This window comes from Pseudomonas sp. B392_1p (genome assembly GCF_052245235.1).
GTDB lineage: Bacteria > Pseudomonadota > Gammaproteobacteria > Pseudomonadales > Pseudomonadaceae > Serpens > Serpens gallinarum.
Map to the genome: position 1 here is coordinate 102,284 of NZ_JBQPXM010000015.1, position 19,483 is coordinate 121,766.

Here is a 19,483-nt window from a genome sequence, read left to right on the forward strand (position 1 = left end):
TCGATGTAAAACTGGGAATCGAACGGTTGCAGCCAGCCTTCCTTGGCGATGGAAACGAATCAAAACTCCAGTTGGGCAGAGAACGTCAGCGTGCGCGGATCGCCCAGGTAATAGCTGTTCAGCCAGTACTCCTTGTCGGCCAGGTTGCTCAGGTTGGCACGCAGGGTCATGTGGGTTTCGGCCACCCGCACGCGGTAGCGGGCGCCCAGGTCGAACGTGGTAAATGACGGCAGACTGTGAGCATTGCCGGCATCGGTGTATTGCTTGCCGGTGTGATAGGCGCCGCCGGTCACGGCAAAACCGGGTACGGCGTTGACGTCATACTCGGCATACAGCTTGGCCAGCCGGCTGGCAACGTCGGTCGGGAGGTTGCCGTCATTGGCGGCGACGCCGGAATCGTCCACCTCCGGGTCGAGCACGGTGAGTCCGCCCACCAGGGTCAACTCAGGCGTGACCTTGCCGGTCACACCGAATTCGACACCCCGGCTCCGTTGGCGACCCTCCTGAACATAGAGGTTGGCCCCATTGACGTAGCTGTTGGGCTTGTCGATATCGAACAGCGCCAGGGTCAGCAGGGTCTCGCCCACGGTGGCTTTCAGACCCAGCTCGTACTGCTCGCTGACTTCCGGTGCCAGGGCCTCACCGGCGTTGAGCGCGGTGGAAGGGGCGATGCCGCCCGCCTGCAGACCCTCGATGTAGGTGGCATAGGTGGTCAGCCAGGGTTGTGGCTTGTAGATCAGCGAAACGCTGGGCGAGGTTTCGCGTTCATCGTAATGGGTACGGGTCTCCGGCGTGCCGAACGCCTCCATCCAGTAGAAGTCGCTGCTGAACGTCTTGATCCGGGTGTGGGTCAGGCCAAGGATGCTCGACCACTGCTCGTTGAAGGTGATGACATCCCCCACCAAGACACTGTCTGACTGGTTGCGCGTGGCCACCCGCTGATCACCATTGCCGACCGAATAGGCAGGCTTGGCCACCTGCGGCTGTTGGTCAAAAGGCACCTCTGGGGTCACAGAGACATATTGCGGGCCGGGAAACGGAACGTAGTCGGTGTAATGCTTCACCCGCGCGACATTGCCCTGGTAGCCGAACGTCATCGCATGGCCGATGCCGGCGGTGTCGAAAGCCGCATCGAGGAACAGGTTGCCGGACGTTTCTTCGGTATCCACCGGCGCAAAGGCATACAGCGGCTGGGTGTAGAGCCCCGCGTTGGCGACGGTGGGGCCGGTATAGGCATATTCATCGGTGTACTGGGTGTAGCCCAGGGCGCCGCGCAGGCTGAAGAGATCGTTCAGGCGCCAATTGAAGCGTCCGCCAACGCGGTCATGTTCACTGTCGGCGAACGCCCAGCGCTGGCTGTACAACCTGTCGTTCTCGAGGTCTTTGGCAGAGGGGCGCAAACCCTGGTCGAAGAAGTACCAATAGCTGTTCAGCCCACGGGTTTCGCTTTTCTTGTGGGACGCCTCGAACTGGACCAGCAGGTCATCACTGACGTTCCAGTCCACCGCCAGGCTGACCATTTCCCGCCGGCGTTTCTGCAGGTCGATCTCGGTCTCGCCGTCCTGCGCCAGCACATTGAGTCGATACCCGAAGGTCCCTGCACTGTCGATCGGCCCGCCAAAATCCCCGTGCAGGTAATAGTTGTTACCCCCGGCATTGCCGAGTGTCACGCTGCTGTAGCGCGCGGCCGTTGGGCGTTTGAGCACATAGTTGACCAGACCGCCCGGGCTGGCCGGACCATAGAGAAAGCCGCTGAGGCCGGTGAGAATTTCCAGTTGCTCCATTTCTTCGATGAAGTTGCCGCCGTCATAGCCGTTGCTGAAGCGCAGGCCGTCGTTGGCAAGACTCAGATTGCCCGCTGCGGTGAAGCCACGAATCGCCACGGCACTGGCGTAGCCGGCATTTTTGGGTGAATACAATTGGGTAAACGGGTTGCGCTTGAACACATCGTCGCTGGAGGTGGTTTGGGTGTTTTCCAGCAACTCCCGAGACACCACACTCATGGAAAACGGCGTGTCCTGCAGCGCCATGCCACCCAGGGCACCCACATTGCGCACCGATTCGCTGCGGTAGCCGCTCTCGGCGCTGCCTTCAGCCAGCCCTTGGGCGCTGATGCTGCTCTCGGGCAAGACCATGACGTCCTGTTTGATCGGCTCCAGGCTGTAGGTGCCCGCCCTGCTCTGCACCAGTTGCAACCCGCTGCCGCGCAGCGCGGCGCTGAGTGCGGCCAAGGGCGCGTAGTCGCCTTCTACCGGCTGCGAGCTGCGCCCGGCGGTGAGACGGGGGTCGATGCTCAACACGATGCCGGCTTCGCTGGCAATACGGTTGAGTGTGCCGGCGAGCGGGCCGGCCGGGAGCTGGTAGCGCTCGGCCAGGGCCAGCTGCGGCAAACAGGCCAGTGCCACAGCGGCAACCAGCAAACGAGGTTGGAACAGCGTCGACGTGCGGTGCATTGCGAACAGCTCCTAGATGGAAATCAGTCTCAATGCCTATGCCGTGACAAAGAACAAAAGTGACAGGGCCTGACGAAAATATTTTTCTGCCCTGCACCGAGCAAGCGCTCCTTACTGCGGCACCACTTTCACCCACCAGTCGGTGTAGCGCTGAATACGCACCGGCACGCTGGGCACCAAGGCGGCCAATGCCAGGTCCGTGTCGTGTAACGGAAAGCTGCCGCTGATACGCAACTGCGCCAAGCGCGGATCAAGCCCCAGGTACCCACGCCGCTGTTCGCCAAGGCGCGCGATGAACTCGCCTAAAGGTACGTCATCCACCACCAGCATGCCGCGGCTCCAGGCATCGGCGGCATAGGACGCCGCTTGGGACGTACCCAACCCGTTCCGACCGATCATGACCTGTTCGCCGGCCTCGATGATGCGTTCCTCGCCCGCCGTTTGCGCATAGGCCGCGACGGACGACTGCAGCACAGTCAGGCGCGTGGCGCCCTCCTCCAGGCGCACCAGAAAACGCGTGCCAAGCGGCCGCAGCCGCCCATGCTCGGTCATCACCCACAACGGGCGGCTGTCACCCTTGGCGGTCTCCACCAGAATCTCGCCGCTGCGCAGAGTCAGGTGGCGATGCTGCGCGGTGAAGTCGATATCCAAAGCACTGGCGCTGTTCAGGTGCACGCGGGTCTGGTCCGGCAATAACAGGCTGCGTTGCTCACCGCGTGCGGTTATCTCGTCGGCAAGAAAGTCGCTCAGCGGGCGTTGAGCGCTCAGCCCCAGCAGCCCACCCAGCAGCACCAACACCAACAGGCTGGAGCCCAGCCGGCGGCGTGTGGGGCGGCGCAACAATGCGCGCCGTGCCGGCGCCGGCTCGGCGACGGCAAGCTGCTGATCGAGGCCGCCCAATTGCTGCCAAGCCCGAGCATGCTCTGGATGGGCAGCCAACCAAGCGGTGAAGGCCTGGCGCTCCTGGTCCGTGGCGTCGCCGGAGTCGAGGCAAAGCTGCCAGTCGATGGCTTCGTCCAATACCCGATGGGTTACCGCATTCATTGCGGCTCTCCGTAAATCGCCACGTAACACTGGCGCAGCGCTTGGGCTAGGTACTGGCGCACCCGCGACACCGACACGCCGAGGCGCTCGGCGATTTCGGCATGGCCCAGTCCATCCAGCCGGTTGTATAAAAAGGCCGCGCGGGCCTTGCCGGGCAAGTGGCCGAGCATCTGCTCCACCTGGCGCAACGCTTCCAGCGCCAGCGCCTGTTCTTCCGGACTCGGCTGAACTCTCTCTGGCAGCCGCGCCAGCTCGTCCAGATAAATACGCTCCAGATCGCTGCGGCGAAAGTGGTCGATCAGCAAGCCGCGAGCGACGGTGGTCAGCAAAGCGCGGGGCTCTCGCAGTTCCGGCAAGCCGTTGCGCCCCAGCAGGCGCACGAAAGTGTCCTGGCTCAAATCCTCGGCCCGCTGCGGGCAGCTCAGGTTTCTGCGCAGCCAGCCGAGCAGCCAGTCGCGATGCTCGCGGTAGAGCACGCCAACCCGTTGTTGATGCGTAATGTTCTCAGCTGACACAGCGACCTCGCCGACGAGATGCGAATGAAGAACAAATCGGAATCGTTCTCAGATGGCGAGCAATACTAGCCGGAGCCGATCAGGCTGTCGTGTTTTTTTGGTAAGTCAGATGACGAGCCGGACACGCAGCCAGGCTCGGAAAGCCTTAATGAGGCTGGCTGATCTTGCCGGGCGGGTCGACCTGTACGGTTACGTGATCAATGGCGTAGCGCTCGCGTAACCGCGACGCCACCCGCGCGGGCAATTCCAGGGGATCGGCGCCGGACGCCGGGGTGACATGCACCGTCGCCACGCAGCTTTCGTCGGTCAGTGTCCAGGCATGGAAATGCCCCACCTCGTTGATACCCGGCAAGGTGGCCAGGTCGGCCTCGGCCGCCCGTACATCCAGTCCCAGCGGCACCGACTGCAAGAGGACGCGGATGGCCTCCGACACCAACCCCCACGCCGAGCGCACCACCAGCACCGCGACCAGCACCGACAGCAAGGGATCGAGGACAGTCCAGCCGGTCAGCAAAATGCCGATGGCCGCCGCAATGGCGCCGACGGAACCGAGCAGATCGCCCATCACATGCAGCAACGCGCCGCGCAGGTTGCTGTCGCCGCGATTGCCCGACCAGAGCACCAGCGCTCCGACGATGTTTACCGCCAGGCCAATCACCGCGACGACCAGCATGGGTCCGGCCAACACCTCGGTCGGCTCACGCAACCGGCCGACGGCTTCCCAGACGATCCAGGCAACTAACAACAGCAGCGATGCGCCATTGGCCAAAGCAGCCAGCACGCGCACCCTATGGAACCCATACGTGCGCGTTTCATCCGCTGCGCGAGCGGCAATGCGGTAGGCGACCAGCGCCAGCAGCAGCGCCGCCGAGTCGGACACCATATGCCCGGCGTCAGCGATCAGCGCCAACGAGCCGGACAACCAACCGCCGACGGCCTGGATGGCGGCATAGCCGGCGGTCAGCAGAAACACCCAGCGAATCCGCCCGACATTTCCCAGTGTTACCGTCGGTGTGTGGCTGTGGCCGTCATGCTGATGTGGGCCATGTTCATGGCCATGAGCGGAATGGGGGGCATGCTCTGGCATCAACGCGCTCCGTGTCTGGCGTAAGGACGGCGGAAGGCACCGTCCCGCTCAACGATGAAGCTTGCCATGGGGGACAGGTCAAGCCGTCAGCGAATTCAGCCGCCGCACCAGCCGTGCCTGCAGTCGTTCAAGCTCGACCGGGTCGGCCTTCTGGCTGGCATGAATGCCCAGGCTCTCGCCTTCATGGCGCGGAATGATGTGCATGTGGATGTGGAACACCGTCTGCCCGGCCGGTGCGCCGTTGAACTGTGCCACCTGCACTCCTGCCGGTTGCAGCTCCTCGACCAATGCACGCGTGACCTTTTGCACCGCCAGGGTCAGTTGACACAGGCTGTCCGCGTCAATTTCCAGCAGGTTGCGCGCCGCCGCCTTCTTGGGAATCACCAGCGTATGGCCGTAGGACTGCGGGAACAGGTCGAGAAACGCCAGCACATCGTCGTCCTCGTAGACTTTGTAACTCGGGGCCTCGCCGCGAATGATCTTGGCAAAGATGTTCTGTGAATCGTAATCGCCCTGCAGACTCATAAAGGTTTCTCCAACCCGTTAACGATGGGAGAAAGATACCGCCTTCTGCCCGTTCCGCCACCGGGGCGTTATCCTCTTGGCTTCACTCTTCACACCGGAGCCTTGCCATGGCCAACCTTTCTGCCTTCCCCATCACCCGCAAATGGCCCGCCTCCCACCCCGAACGGCTGCAGCTTTATTCGCTGACCACGCCCAACGGCGTCAAGGTTTCCATCATGCTCGAGGAAATCGGCCTGCCGTATGAAGCGCATCGGGTCAGCTTCGACAGCAATGACCAGCTCTCTCCGGAGTTTCTCTCGCTCAACCCGAACAACAAGATTCCCGCAATTCTCGACCCCAATGGCCCGAACGGTCAGCCGCTGGCGTTGTTCGAATCCGGCGCCATTCTGATTTATCTGGCGGAGAAGACCGGCCAGTTGCTGCCCCAGGATGCTGCGGGCCGCTACGAATGTATCCAGTGGCTGATGTTCCAAATGGGGGGCGTTGGCCCGATGTTCGGCCAACTCGGTTTCTTCCATAAATTCGCCGGCAAGGACATCGAAGATCCGCGCCCGCGCGAGCGCTACATTGCCGAGGCCAAACGCCTGCTCGGCGTGTTGGAACAGCGCCTGGACGGCCGCGCCTGGATCATGGGCAATGAGTACAGCATTGCCGATATCGCCCTCTTCCCCTGGGTCCGTACGCTGGTGGACTTCTACGCCGCCGGCGATCTGGTGGAATTCCAGCGCTTCCCCAACGTCGAGCGTGTGCTGCAGGCCTTTCTGGCGCGTCCCGCCGTGGTGCGTGGACTGGAGATTCCCAGCCAGGGATAACGTGAAGTGCCTAGTCCGCGAAGGCGCGTTTGATGGCCGGTTGCGGACAAGGCATGGCGTGGACAGCGATGAAAAATCGTAGCAAAAATTGACTAAATGCAATTAATTCCCGTTTGAGAATTGTTACTTTCGAGTCACCAACTTCTCCAACAGGAATCGCCTCGTGAACTCTATCGCCCGATTTGCCGCGTTTGCCCTGGGTACCTGCCTGGCCACTTCAACCTTGGCCAGCGAACGCCTCGCCCACTTCAAGGGCGTGCCTTCCACTAGCCTGACGGAAGCAGTCACCCACCTCGCCGATTACAACCAGCGACTGGCCGATACGCTCGCTCAGGAGCTGACCTCCGAGCGTATGGCCGAAGTGCATATGCTTAGCTACACGCTGGAAAACGCGCTGAAAAAAATCGATGAAGAACTGCAGCAGATCGCTGCGACCCTGGAAGAGGTGCACATCGCCTCGGAAACTGCCGACCCACAGACGGTAAAGGCGCAAGGCGCGCGCTACCTGGAAGCGGCGCGCACGCTGGTCAAATAAGCGGTCCCTGTGACGGCTGGGCTCGAACTTCAAGCCCAGCCGCTAGCATCGATTCAACCCTACCCTGATCTGCCCTTTCCTTCACCACCAACACATCCTCCATGACCAGATACTGCAGATCCGACCCGTAGAAGATGTTCAACGCATCGGTGGGCGAGCAGACCATAGGTTCACCACGACGGTTGAGCGACGTGTTGAGCGCCACACCATTACCGGTCAGCTTTTCCAGCTCGACCATCAGGTCGTACCAGCGCGGGTGATGTCGGCGCTCCACTACCTGGGCGCGGGCGGTGCCGTCTTCGTGGACGACTTCCGGTACGCGCCCGGCCCAGCCTTCGTTGACCTCGAAGGTGAAGGTCATGAAGGGGCTGGGATGATCAACCTTGAGCATGTGTGGGGCGACGGTATCGAGCATGGATGGGCAGAACGGACGCCAGCGTTCGCGAAACTTGATCTGTGCATTGATGCGATCGGCAACGCCGGGCACGCTCGGACAGCCGATGATCGAACGCCCGCCCAACGCGCGCGGGCCGAACTCCATACGCCCCTGAAACCAGGCCACCGGATGGCCCTCGACCATAAGCTGGGCAACGTGTTCGGGTACGTTGTCGATCTTCTGCCACTGCGGCTGATTCGGGTGGCCTGCGCACGCGGCAATGACGTCCTCGTTGGTGTAACGGGGCCCGAGGTAGACGTGTTCCATCTTCTCCACCGGCACGCCGCGCTGGTGTGACACGTAGGCGGCAGCACCCACGGCGGTGCCGGCATCGCTGGCGGCGGGCTGGACGAACAGCTCCTTGACGTCGTCACGGGCAATGATTTTCTGGTTCAGTTTCACGTTCAGCGCGCAACCGCCGGCAAAGGCGATCTTGCCGGTTTCCTTGATGATGTCACCCAGGTAGTAATCCATCATTTCCAGCGCCAGCTTCTCGAACAGCGCCTGCATGCTGGCGGCATAGTGGACGTACGGATCGTCGGCAACATCGCCTTCGCGCTTGGGGCCAAGCCACTCGATCAGCTTGGGCGAGAAGTAAAAGCCCTTGCCCTTATCCTTGTAGCGTCGGAAACCGATCACGTTGGCGTACTCGGTGTTGATGGTCAGCTCACCCTTCTCGAATTTGGCCAGCCGGGAAAAGTCATACTTGGCGGCATCCCCGTAAGGCGCCATGCCCATGACCTTGAACTCGCCATCAAGCATGTCGAAACCCAGATATTCGGTCAGGGCACCGTACAACCCGCCGAGGGAATCCGGATCATAGAACTCCTTGATCTTGTGAATCTTGCCGTTCTCGCCGTAACCGAAGAAAGTGGTGGCGTATTCGCCCTTGCCATCGATACCGAGGATGGCGGTCTTCTCCTGAAAGCCTGAACAGTGATAGGCGCTCGAGGCGTGAGCCAGGTGGTGTTCGACCGGCTCCAATTTGACTTTCTTCAGGTCGAAGCCCAGCTGCTGCAGGCACCATTGGATGCGCTTCTTGTAGCGTTTGAAACGGCGGTTGCCCATGAAGATGGCGTCCAGCGACCGGTCGGGGGCATACCAGTAGCCCTTGGCATAGTGCCAACGTGCCTTCTTGAAAATACTGATGGGGGCGAAAGGAATAGCGACGATATCCACCTCTGCTGGGCCGATGCCGGCCTGCGCCAAACAGTACTTTGCGGACTCGTAAGGCATGCGATTCTTCGCATGCTTGTCACGCACGAAACGTTCCTCTTCCGCAGCGGCAATCAGCTTGCCATCGATATACAGCGCAGCTGACGGGTCATGACTCAAAGCACCGGAAAGTCCGAGAATGGTAAGTCCCATGGGTGCACCTCTTTTTTTTGAAGCGTGTAAGGAAAGGTTTTTGATTGCCATGCCTATTCAGTGAAAAACGCGTAGGGCTCGATCCGAATGGAATCAGCGTAGTGAACAACCCGCACGCCAACCTTTCGCGTGCGCAGGCCAACGGCCGTTTAGAAGGCCTGGTTATAGAAAAGCGCGAAGGACTCGATGCCCGCATTGGGACTTTTGAGGCCGGCATTGGAGTAGTGAATCGCCCGCACGCCCACCTTTTGCGTGGCAGATAATTTGAGCCCAACCCCAAGACGGTCTTCAAAGTTGAACGACGAGCCCAGTTGACGTTCACCCACATCGGTTTTGGAGAAGAACGACACACCCACACCCAACTCCGATGTAAGGCTGCACGCCTTCACCGGCAAATTCGTAGACGAATACCGGGCTGAACGACAATGAATGGGCACCGCTGTATTCGGCGCCTTTCCAGTAGGTGTAACCGGCATCCCAGTAACCGGTGAAGCGCCCGTTTCACTGGCCAGCCAGGTCTTGGACCAGACCATCACGGTAAGACACGGCGGCTTTTCAGCTGCTTCCCGTGCAACCGGGATCGAGAAATCGCGGCTGATGAGTACCCACCCCAAGGTGGCAGTGGTAATCGATGCTTCGGACCGCGTAGTCAATGTGGTGGAAGAGCGTTTCGATATCGCTTTACAAGCCACTACACGGATTGATGAGTCGCTTGGGCTGGTGTCCAGATTACTGGGCCAGGCATATCCGATTCTCGTGGCCAGCCCGAATTATCTGCAGTGACACGGACGTCCCGACTCCATTAATGATTTGAATGATTTCGCGACCATCTGCACCCTTGCCGATTTTGCCCATGAGCAGGGTCGATGGGGTCTGATGCGCAACCAGGCAGAGCCGCTGCTGATCCATCACACTCCCGCGCTGATTACCGATGACCTGCGCGTACAGTTGGAAGCCACGGTTCATGGCACCGGCATTGCCCTACTGCCAGAACCTTCGGTGAGCGCCAGCATCCATGAAGGGCTGCTGGAACGCATCTTGCCATCCTGGGTGGGGCCCCCCACTGGGCTTAGCCTTACCTAAACAAGCCCTCGCGGCATATTGCCGGCAGTCAGGAGCCTGATCGATTACCTATCGCTGCATATTCCGACCGCTATTCAGCAACGCGTTATCTATGCAGAGGCAGGACGGGGATTGACGGAGTGCGGTTCGGCTTAGCGTTGTTCGGTCATTCACCCAGAGAGTGGATGCTCGAGAAGAAACGAAGGCCGCGTCGGGCAACCAAACAGGACATTAGGTCGTTTTTTGGGCGGCCTGTTAACATGCCCGGCTTTCTAGTCACGCCGCAGCACCGGACGCTCGTTCGGCGCCTCACCTTCGCGCTTTCAGGTATTTCATGAAACTCGCTCAACTGCGCACCGATGTCCTGGCCGGACTCACCACTTCGTTCGCCCTGGTGCCCGAATGTATCGCCTTCGCCCTGGTCGCCCAGCTCAACCCGCTGATGGGCTTGTACGGCGCCTTTATCATTTGCACTCTCACCGCGCTGTTCGGCGGCCGGCCGGGGATGATTTCCGGCGCGGCGGGCTCCATGGCGGTGGTGATCATCGCGCTGGTGATTCAGCACGGCGCGCAGTACCTGCTGGCCACCGTGCTGCTCGGGGGGCTGCTGATGATCCTGTTCGGCGCCCTGCGCCTGGGCAAGCTGGTGCGCATGGTGCCGCACCCGGTCATGCAAGGATTCGTCAACGGTCTGGCCATCGTCATCGCCCTCGCCCAGCTGGAGCATTTCAAGGAGGGCGATGCCTGGCTGTCGGGCAACTCGCTGTATCTGATGCTCGGTCTGGTGGCACTGACCATGGCCATCGTCTACCTGCTGCCGCGCCTGACCCGCAGCGTGCCGCCGGCGCTGGTGGCGATACTCGGCGTGGGCCTGCTCACCTACTTCCTGCAATTGCCCACCCATACCTTGGGCGACATGGCCAACATCGCCGGCGGCCTGCCGAGCCTGGCCCTGCCAGACATTCCCTGGAACCTGGAAACCCTGCGCATCATCGCGCCCTACGCCGTGTTGATGGGTCTGGTCGGCCTGCTGGAAACCCTGTTGACCCTCAACCTCACCGACGAAATCACCCAGAGCCGTGGCCACACCAACCGCGAATGCGTGGCCCTCGGCGCGGCCAACGTGGCGTCTGGCCTGTGCGGCGGCATGGGCGGCTGCGCGATGATCGGCCAGACCATGATCAACCTCGGCTCCGGCGGACGCGGGCGCCTGTCCGGCGTGGTGGCTGGGGTGATGATCCTGCTGTTCGTGCTGTTTCTCTCGCCGCTGATCGAGCGCATCCCGCTGGCCGCGTTGGTGGGCGTGATGTTCGTGGTCGCTCAGCAGACCTTCGCCTGGGCCTCGCTGCGCGTGGTGAACAAGGTGCCGTTGCACGATGTGTTGGTGATTGTTGCCGTCACCGTTATCACGGTGTTCACTGACCTGGCCACCGCCGTGCTGTGCGGTATTGTCATTGCCGCATTGAATTTTGCCTGGCAGCACGGCCGCGAGCTGTATGTGGACAGTCACATGGACGCCAATGGCAGCAAAGTCTACCGCCCCCACGGCACGCTATTTTTCGCCTCCACCACGCGTTTTCTGGAACTCTTCGACGCCGCGGGCGATCCGCAACAGGTGACCCTGGATTGCCAGCACTTGAACTTTGTCGACTACTCCGCCATCGCTGCGCTGATCACCCTGCGCGAGCGCTACACCCGGACCGGCAAGCACTTGCGCGTGGTGCACCTGTCGGAACGCTGTAAACAATTGCTGCGCCGCGCGGGGCTGCAACAAGCGGAACGCGAGGCAGCGGCGGACGCGATGGGGCATTTAGGTTCATAAGCAATGCGCAGCAGTGAGGTGGCATGCTCGGCAGGTGCTTGCGGCATACTCTGAGCATCACGCTTCACAGGAGCGCCAACCGTGGATCTGCTCTTTCTCGGCACCTCCTCCGGCACGCCCACCAAGGCCCGCAACGTCACCGCACTGGCAGTGCTGGAAGACACCGGAAAAGGCTGGTATCTGGTGGACTGCGGCGAAGCTACCCAGCACCAGTTGCTGTATACGCCGCTCTCATTGCATGGCCTGCGGGCCATCTTCATCACTCATGTGCATGGCGATCACTGCTACGGGCTACCCGGCGTGCTGGCCAGCGCGGGCCTGGCGGGCCGCACCGAACCCCTGGAAATCATTGCTCCGCTCGGCATTGCGGAATGGGTGCGTACCACTCTGCGCATCAGCCAGACCGCGCTGCCCTATGAGCTGAGATTTCACGCCGTGGAATCCCTTGGCGAGTGGCGCAACCGTCAGCTGCGCGTGGATGCGACCGCCCTCTCCCACCGCGTGCCCAGCTATGGCTACCGCTTTACTGAAGCCCGTCCCGACCCGCGTCTGGATGTTGAAAAACTCGACCGCGAGGGTATTCCGCGTGGCCCGCTGTGGGGCCAGCTTGCCCATGGCTTCGACGTGCAGCACCAGGGCCGCACGTTGCACAGCGATGATTATTTGCTAGCCACCCGAGCGCCACGTTGCATCGTGGTCGGTGGCGACAACGACCGCCCCGAACTGCTGGCCGACGCCTGCCGCGACGCCCAGGTTCTCGTTCACGAAGCCACCTTCACCCACGCGGTGACCAACGACGAACGCAGCCTATTCGGCCACAGCACGGCCGCCTGTGTCGCCGCCTTCGCTCAGGCAAGCGACCTTCCCAATCTGGTACTGACACACTTCAGCGCCCGTTACTCGGCACGGCCTGCCCGTGGGTTGTCCATCGAGAATATCCGCGCGGAGGCTGCGGCTGTTTATCGCGGGCGGCTGTTCCTGGCGGAGGATTTTGCGCGGTTCAGGTTGGGGAAGGATGGCGTGTTATTGCGGGTTGAAACGCATCCGACGAAACCACGCTGAGCTAGCCGCACATCAAAAATCGCGGACTTCCCTGCCCGCGATGGTGTGCAACGTCACCCGCTCAAAGGCAACGGGTGCTTACTTCATATGCCCTGTGTCATGCCCTGTACCGTCCATACTCGCGACGGTGTCCTTTTGGAAAAGATCAGGCCAGACGGCCCATTTCTTGAAGTCCGGGAACACCATGGCGATGGACTTGATGAGGGGTGTGTCAGCCGACGACCCGCCCACCAGCACCCGATAATACCCATCCTCAGTTTCCCACTCGCCTTCGGCCCAGGCCGGAAGGTAATCGGGAATAGTGGGAACGAAGTGGGAGAACGGATGGTTGGAGGCGTTGGCCTCTATTTCGACCGAGACCTGTGCACTCTCACCAGGATTGAGGAAGACCTTCTGGAAGCCCACCAGACGCTTGGCAGGCTGCTGGGCCTTGTGGGGCAATTGCAGGTAAACCTGCGCAGCCTCGCCGCCTGCGACCGTCCCCGTGTTGGTGACATGGAACTCGGCGGTAAGCACCGGCACGATGTCCTTGAGCTTCCGAATGACGCGCGGCTTTTGGCTATTCGGCAGCTTCACCTCAACCATTTCGTATTCGGGCCGGAATGATCTCTTCAGCTTCAAGTGGCTGTACTGGAAGGTGGTGTAGGACAGCCCATACCCAAAGGGGAACCGGGGCGTAACAGCATTCGCCTCATACCAGCGGTAGCCCATCTCCAAACCCTCGAGGTAGCGACTGACCAACTGCGGTAGGTTCGGGTCACCCGCCCTGCCTGGGCCACCGGGTATGCCGGTAAACTCGTGCAGGCCCGGATACTGCGCTTCGGTGGCGAAAGCCGCCTCACGTTCGGTATTGGGGAAGGTCACCGGCAACTTGCCCGACGGGTTGAGGGCACCGAATACGATGTCGGCGATGATGTCGCCATCTTCCTGGCCGGGGAACCAAGCGGCTATGAGTGCTGGCACTTGGTCTACCCAATCCATGACCACACCGGCCCCGCTGTAGAGCACCACGATGGTCTTGGGATTGACTGCCGAAACCTGGCGGATCAGCTCCTCCTGATCCAGACAGACTTCTGTCGTCGGCAAGTCCTGATCGGGCTGCTCACCCAGCTCGTGGGAATCCTCTCCGTCCGGGTTCTGCTCGCTCTCCGAGCAGAACGTGGGCAGCCTGATGGTCGTCGGATCCCGTGTTTCACGGGGTGTGGTACCCACTCCAAGTACGACGACATCGGAATTTTGCGCCAGCTCTACGGCTGCTGCGATGTCATGACCGTCGAGATAGGTCACCGCAGGGACGTACTGCTCCAGGCCTTGCTCCGGGGTCACGGTAAATGGCGGGATTACCGTGGTCAGCTCTGCCGGATCCCCATTACGCGGCGGAATAGTGGCCGAACCTGCAAACCAGGGGTGACCGATCAGCGCTATCGACTGCACCTCCGCCGCGTCCAACGGCAACAGACTCTCCTCGTTCTTGAGCAGCACGATACCGGCTTCCGCCAACGCGCGCGCCTTGGCTCCATTTGTCTCGAAATCAACCGGAAGCATGCGGTTGTAGCTGTTATCGAAGAACCCGAACTCGTACATCTTGGTGTAACGGGGCAAGAGCACCGCGTCGACGTCCTCCTCCGTTATCTCACCCGCAGCGATGGCGGCCTTGATGTTTTCCTCGGAGTAGTACACCGGCTGCTCATCGAGCTCGTAACCGACACCCGCCAGCAAGGAGTCCACCGTGCTGTGCATGGCACGCCGGTCGCTCTCGATCCAGCCATCGAAGCCCCAGCGGTCACGCAGGGTCTGCTGCAGCAGCTCTTCACTGTCGCACGCCCAGGAACCGTTCAGGTGCGGGTAGGCGCACATGATGCCGGCGGGTTTCGCATCCCTGACCGCCATTTCAAAGGGCAGCAGGTACAGCTCATGCAATGCCCGGCTGGGAATGCGCGACGCCGCGGTCCAGCGTTCGAAATTGAATTCGTGCTCGTTGCCCGCGAAGTGCTTGATCATCGAATGCACGCCTTGCGACTGGATGCCGCGAACCTGGGCGGAGCCGATGATGCCGGCGAGGTACGGATCCTCACCGGGGTATTCCTGAGCACGGCCGGCATAGGGCGAACGGATCAGGTTCAGTGCTGGGCCAAGCATGATCTGGTGGGCAAAGGTACGCGCCTCGTTACCCACCACCTCGCCCCAGGCATACATCAACTGCGGATCGAAACTGGCCGCCGCGAGGGTCATCGAGGGTCCGGCGGTCCTCACCGGCTCCGGTACGCAGTCGCCCCCGCGCACGCCGTTGCCGCCGTTGATCTCACGAATAGTCGGGATGCCCAGCTCGGGAATGCCGGTGATGCGTCTGCCGATGGCAGTGAACCCACAGGTCGCTTGCCTGCCGCCCGAGGCGAGATAGGTCCCTTCGGGAAAGTCGACCTCTTCGGGCTTGTTGGCCAATTGCTGGATTTTCTGCTCCAGCGTCATCTGGCTGAGCAATAGCTCGGCGCGCTCGAGGAAAATGCCTTCATTACCCGACGGGACCTGTGAATTGTTGCCGCTCTCCTGAGCGACAAGCGCAATAGGCACGGTGAGTATTGCGAATGCCGTGGCTCTCAAGAGGTGATCTGAGAGTGTTTTGCGATGACGACCCATAAGATTCTCCTAACCGTTAGGTAGGTACGCTTCGGGTCACCCATGGTCGATATCGCAAGTCAGTTGAAATGGCGGAACTGGCTTACGGCTGCGTCAATGAAAAGCTCTGTGTCGCAGTCACTTGCATCGTTGAAACTCAATTACCCCTGGAAACTCACCACAAAACTATCAAAGGCCTTTTGGCGCAAACATGACGTTAGGTGAATCCGAAATAGTCGAGCTTCCTCATGCAATGCATATCGGGATGAGGAGCACATGAGGGAGGGTAGACATTTTGAAACAGTCCCAAGACGCTCTCCGACGATTGGCCGAATCACCAGAATTCATCAATATTTAAAGCGGCCATTGCTCAGAAAGAACGAACTTTGACTTGGCGTAATAGTCGGCCGACTTTTGCACCAGCACTCCTCTAAACGAAGCGTTCTGCTATAAGCCCAAGTACCGTTACCCAGGCCCACGCTTGACTGTAAGCGAGGGGGAAACTGAATAATTATCGAAATAAGCACAGGTCACCGCATAGGATCCATCGGCCTTGCGAGGTGCCCAGTCGGCGCTGTGACCGCCGTGAAAGGTATTGAACATCAGCGTATTGATATGGGAGTCCAACGTCTCGGCGGAGCGGAACTTGATGCTGCGGTGTTCGGCAACCAGAGCATCGTCTACATATATTCGCATATAGCCATTACTTTCTGATGCCGGGTTGTTGAGTACCACCTGCAACGACACCGCATAATAATGGCCTCGTTCGAAGCGGAAATTTTTGGCGATAACAACGTCACCGTAACGACCTTTCATGTTCTGACTGTAAATGTAGGTCTGCAATCCGCCGTCACGCCGGAACATCGCCCTGGCACTCCACCGCGACGGGGATATCCGGTTACCACCAGCAACAGGCCTGGCCGGACCAAGCCCGTGCAGCTTGCCTCCTTTGCGAAAGTCAAATTCCGAGCAGAAGTTCACGTCGAAACTCAGCGTGTAATACAAGGAGGGGGGCAGCTTGTAGTTGACAATGACCCTCTCGCTGCCCCTGCTGTTGCCTCGATAGTCCACTCTGATTGCGTTCGAATGATTCACGCCCTTGCCGCTAGCCAGGGAAACGTTTTTCGCAGCCACTACCGCCGTGCCAAAATCCGTCAAGGTTTTACCGTCAAACGACTCGTCCAGCACCCGTCGGGCAAGCGTTTGCGCCGCCGGGCTTTGCGCAGGCAGCAAAAAAGTGGCTGCGCAGGCAAGCAGAACCGCAACCATGCAAGGGGTGAGATCAGGCATTGACGTAACCTTATTTAGGGCGATACGCGTAGGGTCAGACGCACGCTGACGCGACTGTCGGCCTGGCGATCCAGACCGGCCTCATCGACACGCACGCCCTGCTTTTCCAGCTCGGCCAGCCAGTTCAGCAATCGAGCCGCCTCGGTCGGTTGCAGACTGACCTGAAGAGCACCCTCGGCCCCGGCCTCCAAACGCTCCACCGACAGGCCTTGCTGCGTAGCGCTTGCAGTGACCTCGCCTTGCAGGCGCGCAGGATCCAGACGAGCTTTTGGCTGCCCCTGCAGCCCCCGAGCCTCTGGCGCTCGCGCCTGCAGATAGGCGTGCAAATCACGCTGCTCCTGAAAATAGGTCAGTGAAGCGGCCCGGTATTCGACTGCGGGCTTCCAGAATCCCAGGTACAGCACGACAGCCAACAGAAACAGCCCCAGCAAACCCAGCATCATGCGTTCACGACGCGCCAGCTGCCGCCAACGCTGCATCAGGGGCGATGCGTGTAAGTAGCTCGTTATCTGCTTCCGGTTCCAGGCAGCCATATAACCTCCAGGCACTGGGCTGCTAGAAATCCCAGTTGCCGATATCGGCATCCAGGTCAGTGCCGCTTTCCTTGCCATCAGCACCGAACGAATACAGATCGAACGGCCCGCGGGTACCCGGCGCCAGGTACTGATAGGGATTGCCCCACGGATCGACCGGCATGCGCTTGAGGTAACCGTCCGGATTCCAGTTGCGCGCCGGCGGATTGCCGGACGGCTTGCGTACCAAGGCTTCCAATCCCTGCTGGGTGTTCGGGTAGCTGTGGTTGTCGAGCTTGTACATGTCCAGGGCCGCCGAAATCGCCTTGATGTCCCCCTTGGCCACGGTGACCTTGGCCTGATCCGGACGACTCATGATCTGCGGCACCACCAAGGCGGCGAGAATGCCGAGGATGACCACCACCACCATGATTTCGATCAGCGTGAAACCGCGTTGCTTGTTCACAGCGTTAATCTCTTTGGTTGTAAGACAGTTCGGCGTGAAGCATGTCTTAGGTGCTAGTCGCCTAGACCAAGTCCCTCCCGAATGCTTGGCCCAGGCGGCGTATCAGCGCCGGCCTCGCGAGCAGCGGGCTGTTATGCAGACCCTTGGGTCAGAGCCCTCAGGCTTCTAGTCTATTCTCGGAGCCATAAAGTTCAGCTTAGTGACCTGCTTCCAGACTCGGTTCCTTGATGCCTGCACCCAAAAGAAATACAGGGAGCATTGTCTTGCCCATATCCACCTCCGTCTTTACCCACTGGCTGCAGCGTCAGGCACCCCTGGTGCTCAGCGTCCTGCTGCTGATGCTCCTGGGCGCCAGCCTGGCCTGGCAGAGCGTGGAATGGCTACAGCTGTTGCGTAACCCGCCAGCTGCCGTTGAATCTCGCCTAGCGGCACCTCCAGCCACGCCTACCTTGGCCCAGCTGGCCGCCCTGTTTGGCCCCACTCCCGTTGCTCAGGGCGCGCCGCCGGCCACCACACTGCGCCTGACCCTGCATGGCAGCTTCGTCAATGCCAACCCTCTGCGCTCCAGCGCGATCATCCAGCGCAATGGCGCCAAGCCCCAGCGGTTTGAAATAGGCAGCGAACTGGAATCCGGCGTTCGCCTGCATGCGGTCTATGCTGACCGCATCGAGGTTGAACGCAACGGTCGCCTGGAAACACTGTATTTCCCGCAACATGGGAATCCGAGCAACGTTGCGGCGCCAGTCGGCCCATCCGACGACGATCTGTCCGCACCATTTAGCGACTTGCAGGATGAGGACCTGAGTCTCGACCAGCTACGCGAACGCCTCGGCGAATGGCGGCAAGAACTGGAAGAGCCGCTCGAAACACCCCCACCCCCTATCGAACAGCCCACGGAAAGCGACTGACCGATGCCTTCGACTTTTTCGCGTCTGACCCTCGCCCTGCTCACCGCCAGCCTGCTCACCGCCTCACCCACGCTGCAGGCGGCCAACGGCGTGGCGCCCGCTGGCTCAGCCGGCAGCCAGCAGCAGGCCGAGCGCTGGACCATCAACCTCAAGGATGCCGACATCCGCGAGTTCATCGACCAAGTCGCGGCGATCACCGGCGAAACCTTCATCATCGATCCACGAGTCAAGGGGCAGATCAGCGTCACCTCCAGCGCCCAGCTGTCGTTGCGCGAGGTCTACCAGCTGTTTCTCTCGGTGATGACCACCCACGGTTACAGCGTGCTCACCCAGGACGGGCAGTCGCGGGTGGTGCCCAACGCCGAGGCGAAAACCGAAGCCAACGCCCCGCGCGACAGCGCCGACCACCTGGAAACCCGCCTGATCCAGGTGCAGCACCAATCGGCCAGTGAACTGCTGCCGCTGATCCGCCCGCTGGTGCCGCAGTACGGCCACCTGGCCGCCATTCCCAGCAGCAACGCGCTGATCATCAGCGACCGCCGCGCCAACATCGCCCGCCTCGAGCAACTGATCCAGCAGCTCGACCAGCAGAGCGGCCACAACTACAGCGTGGTCAACCTGCAGCACGCCTGGGTGATGGATGCCGCCGAAACGCTGAACAACACCCAGGCCAAGGGCAGCGGTGCGCAGGTGATCGCCGATGCGCGCACCAACCGCCTGGTGCTGATCGGGCCGCCGGCCGCGCGCGAACGCTTGGCCGCTCTGGCGCGCTCGCTGGACACGCCCAGCACGCGCTCGGCCAACACCCGGGTGATCCGCCTGCGCCACAACGATGCCAAGACCCTGGCAGCGACCCTCGGCGAGCTGTCCACCGGTCTGGATGCCCCCGAAGGCGGCGGCGCGGAAGCCCGCCCGCAGAACCTGCTGATCCGCGCCGACGAAAGCCTCAACGCGCTGATCCTGCTGGCCG

The 19,483-nt window shown here is 61.1% G+C and carries 18 protein-coding genes and 1 pseudogene; 8 read left to right on the forward strand and 11 right to left on the reverse strand.

The genetic code is table 11. The annotated features are described in order from the left end of the window. Window positions 1-59 precede the first annotated feature (59 nt). The 5 genes from ACTV8E_RS18685 to ACTV8E_RS18705 all read right to left on the reverse strand — a co-directional run bounded on the left by ACTV8E_RS18685 (window position 60) and on the right by ACTV8E_RS18705 (window position 5,624). A complete protein-coding gene (locus ACTV8E_RS18685) occupies window positions 60-2,453 on the reverse strand; it encodes a TonB-dependent receptor (RefSeq protein ID WP_443200463.1) in 2,394 nt (797 codons plus the stop codon). A gap of 111 nt (window positions 2,454-2,564) precedes the next feature. After that, window positions 2,565-3,497, reverse strand: a complete 933-nt coding sequence (locus ACTV8E_RS18690; protein WP_443200464.1) for a FecR family protein — start codon at window positions 3,495-3,497, stop codon at window positions 2,565-2,567. Beyond that, on the reverse strand, window positions 3,494-4,012 hold the full coding sequence (locus tag ACTV8E_RS18695) for an RNA polymerase sigma factor (RefSeq protein ID WP_251836411.1): 519 nt from the start codon (window positions 4,010-4,012) through the stop codon (window positions 3,494-3,496). Before ACTV8E_RS18695 ends, ACTV8E_RS18690 begins: the two co-directional genes overlap by 4 nt. A gap of 145 nt (window positions 4,013-4,157) precedes the next feature. Further along, the gene (locus ACTV8E_RS18700) at window positions 4,158-5,099 is read right to left on the reverse strand and encodes a cation diffusion facilitator family transporter (RefSeq protein ID WP_443200465.1); all 942 of its coding nucleotides are present in this window, start codon (window positions 5,097-5,099) and stop codon (window positions 4,158-4,160) included. A 78-nt stretch (window positions 5,100-5,177) separates the two neighbouring features. Beyond that, a complete protein-coding gene (locus ACTV8E_RS18705) occupies window positions 5,178-5,624 on the reverse strand; it encodes an HIT family protein (protein WP_443200466.1) in 447 nt (148 codons plus the stop codon). A 107-nt stretch (window positions 5,625-5,731) separates the two neighbouring features. Between ACTV8E_RS18705 and ACTV8E_RS18710 the strand changes: the two genes are divergently transcribed. Both ACTV8E_RS18710 and ACTV8E_RS18715 read left to right on the forward strand, forming a co-directional pair. Continuing rightward, window positions 5,732-6,436: a glutathione S-transferase C-terminal domain-containing protein gene (locus ACTV8E_RS18710; protein ID WP_443200467.1), complete on the forward strand. Its 705-nt coding sequence runs from the start codon at window positions 5,732-5,734 to the stop codon at window positions 6,434-6,436. A 163-nt stretch (window positions 6,437-6,599) separates the two neighbouring features. After that, window positions 6,600-6,971 carry a DUF6746 family protein gene (locus ACTV8E_RS18715; protein ID WP_443200468.1) on the forward strand — a complete coding sequence of 124 codons (372 nt, stop codon included), beginning with the start codon at window positions 6,600-6,602 and terminating at the stop codon, window positions 6,969-6,971. On the opposite strand, the gene ACTV8E_RS18720 is transcribed toward ACTV8E_RS18715, so the two are convergent. Continuing rightward, window positions 6,964-8,775: a carbamoyltransferase family protein gene (locus tag ACTV8E_RS18720; RefSeq protein WP_443200469.1), complete on the reverse strand. Its 1,812-nt coding sequence runs from the start codon at window positions 8,773-8,775 to the stop codon at window positions 6,964-6,966. The genes ACTV8E_RS18715 and ACTV8E_RS18720 overlap by 8 nt on opposite strands. A 149-nt stretch (window positions 8,776-8,924) precedes the next feature. Further along, window positions 8,925-9,302: pseudogene (locus tag ACTV8E_RS18725) on the reverse strand (acyloxyacyl hydrolase); the annotation flags it as partial. A gap of 70 nt (window positions 9,303-9,372) precedes the next feature. Here ACTV8E_RS18725 and ACTV8E_RS18730 point away from each other — a divergent pair. The 4 genes from ACTV8E_RS18730 to ACTV8E_RS18745 all read left to right on the forward strand — a co-directional run bounded on the left by ACTV8E_RS18730 (window position 9,373) and on the right by ACTV8E_RS18745 (window position 12,721). Further along, window positions 9,373-9,558 (forward strand): hypothetical protein, encoded by a 186-nt coding sequence (locus ACTV8E_RS18730; RefSeq protein WP_286010291.1) that lies wholly within the window; start codon window positions 9,373-9,375, stop codon window positions 9,556-9,558. A 27-nt stretch (window positions 9,559-9,585) separates the two neighbouring features. Then, entirely contained in the window at window positions 9,586-9,858 is a 273-nt protein-coding gene (locus tag ACTV8E_RS18735) for a hypothetical protein (RefSeq protein WP_251836418.1), read from the forward strand. A gap of 313 nt (window positions 9,859-10,171) precedes the next feature. Then, window positions 10,172-11,659, forward strand: a complete 1,488-nt coding sequence (locus tag ACTV8E_RS18740; RefSeq protein ID WP_251836419.1) for a SulP family inorganic anion transporter — start codon at window positions 10,172-10,174, stop codon at window positions 11,657-11,659. An 81-nt stretch (window positions 11,660-11,740) separates the two neighbouring features. Then, window positions 11,741-12,721 carry an MBL fold metallo-hydrolase gene (locus ACTV8E_RS18745; protein WP_443200470.1) on the forward strand — a complete coding sequence of 327 codons (981 nt, stop codon included), beginning with the start codon at window positions 11,741-11,743 and terminating at the stop codon, window positions 12,719-12,721. Window positions 12,722-12,799: 78 nt separating this feature from the next. Here the strand turns inward: ACTV8E_RS18745 and ACTV8E_RS18750 are convergent, their stop codons facing one another. The 4 genes from ACTV8E_RS18750 to gspG form a co-directional block, all read right to left on the reverse strand. Continuing rightward, entirely contained in the window at window positions 12,800-15,292 is a 2,493-nt protein-coding gene (locus ACTV8E_RS18750; RefSeq protein ID WP_443200471.1) for a beta-glucosidase family protein, read from the reverse strand. 510 nt (window positions 15,293-15,802) lie between these two features. After that, a complete protein-coding gene (locus ACTV8E_RS18755) occupies window positions 15,803-16,627 on the reverse strand; it encodes a polysaccharide lyase (RefSeq protein ID WP_251836422.1) in 825 nt (274 codons plus the stop codon). A gap of 14 nt (window positions 16,628-16,641) precedes the next feature. Beyond that, on the reverse strand, window positions 16,642-17,106 hold the full coding sequence (locus ACTV8E_RS18760) for a type II secretion system protein M (RefSeq protein WP_251836423.1): 465 nt from the start codon (window positions 17,104-17,106) through the stop codon (window positions 16,642-16,644). A gap of 76 nt (window positions 17,107-17,182) precedes the next feature. Continuing rightward, the gene (gspG, locus tag ACTV8E_RS18765) at window positions 17,183-17,605 is read right to left on the reverse strand and encodes a type II secretion system major pseudopilin GspG (protein WP_350027862.1); all 423 of its coding nucleotides are present in this window, start codon (window positions 17,603-17,605) and stop codon (window positions 17,183-17,185) included. Between the two features lie 263 nt (window positions 17,606-17,868). Between gspG and ACTV8E_RS18770 the strand changes: the two genes are divergently transcribed. After that, window positions 17,869-18,513 (forward strand): type II secretion system protein N, encoded by a 645-nt coding sequence (locus ACTV8E_RS18770; RefSeq protein WP_251836424.1) that lies wholly within the window; start codon window positions 17,869-17,871, stop codon window positions 18,511-18,513. A 3-nt stretch (window positions 18,514-18,516) separates the two neighbouring features. Then, on the forward strand, window positions 18,517-19,483 hold a 967-nt coding region (locus ACTV8E_RS18775), incomplete at its 3' end, for a secretin N-terminal domain-containing protein (protein ID WP_443200472.1).

Bases quoted from the DNA above. Each gene is read 5' to 3' on its own strand.
- ACTV8E_RS18685 (WP_443200463.1), bottom strand. From the start codon at position 2,453: ATGCACCGCACGTCGACGCTGTTCCAACCTCGTTTGCTGGTTGCCGCT.
- ACTV8E_RS18690 (WP_443200464.1), bottom strand. From the start codon at position 3,497: ATGAATGCGGTAACCCATCGGGTATTGGACGAAGCCATCGACTGGCAG.
- ACTV8E_RS18700 (WP_443200465.1), bottom strand. From the start codon at position 5,099: ATGCCAGAGCATGCCCCCCATTCCGCTCATGGCCATGAACATGGCCCA.
- ACTV8E_RS18705 (WP_443200466.1), bottom strand. From the start codon at position 5,624: ATGAGTCTGCAGGGCGATTACGATTCACAGAACATCTTTGCCAAGATC.
- ACTV8E_RS18710 (WP_443200467.1), top strand. From the start codon at position 5,732: ATGGCCAACCTTTCTGCCTTCCCCATCACCCGCAAATGGCCCGCCTCC.
- ACTV8E_RS18720 (WP_443200469.1), bottom strand. From the start codon at position 8,775: ATGGGACTTACCATTCTCGGACTTTCCGGTGCTTTGAGTCATGACCCG.
- ACTV8E_RS18730 (WP_286010291.1), top strand. From the start codon at position 9,373: ATGAGTACCCACCCCAAGGTGGCAGTGGTAATCGATGCTTCGGACCGC.
- ACTV8E_RS18740 (WP_251836419.1), top strand. From the start codon at position 10,172: ATGAAACTCGCTCAACTGCGCACCGATGTCCTGGCCGGACTCACCACT.
- ACTV8E_RS18755 (WP_251836422.1), bottom strand. From the start codon at position 16,627: ATGCCTGATCTCACCCCTTGCATGGTTGCGGTTCTGCTTGCCTGCGCA.
- ACTV8E_RS18760 (WP_251836423.1), bottom strand. From the start codon at position 17,106: ATGCAGCGTTGGCGGCAGCTGGCGCGTCGTGAACGCATGATGCTGGGT.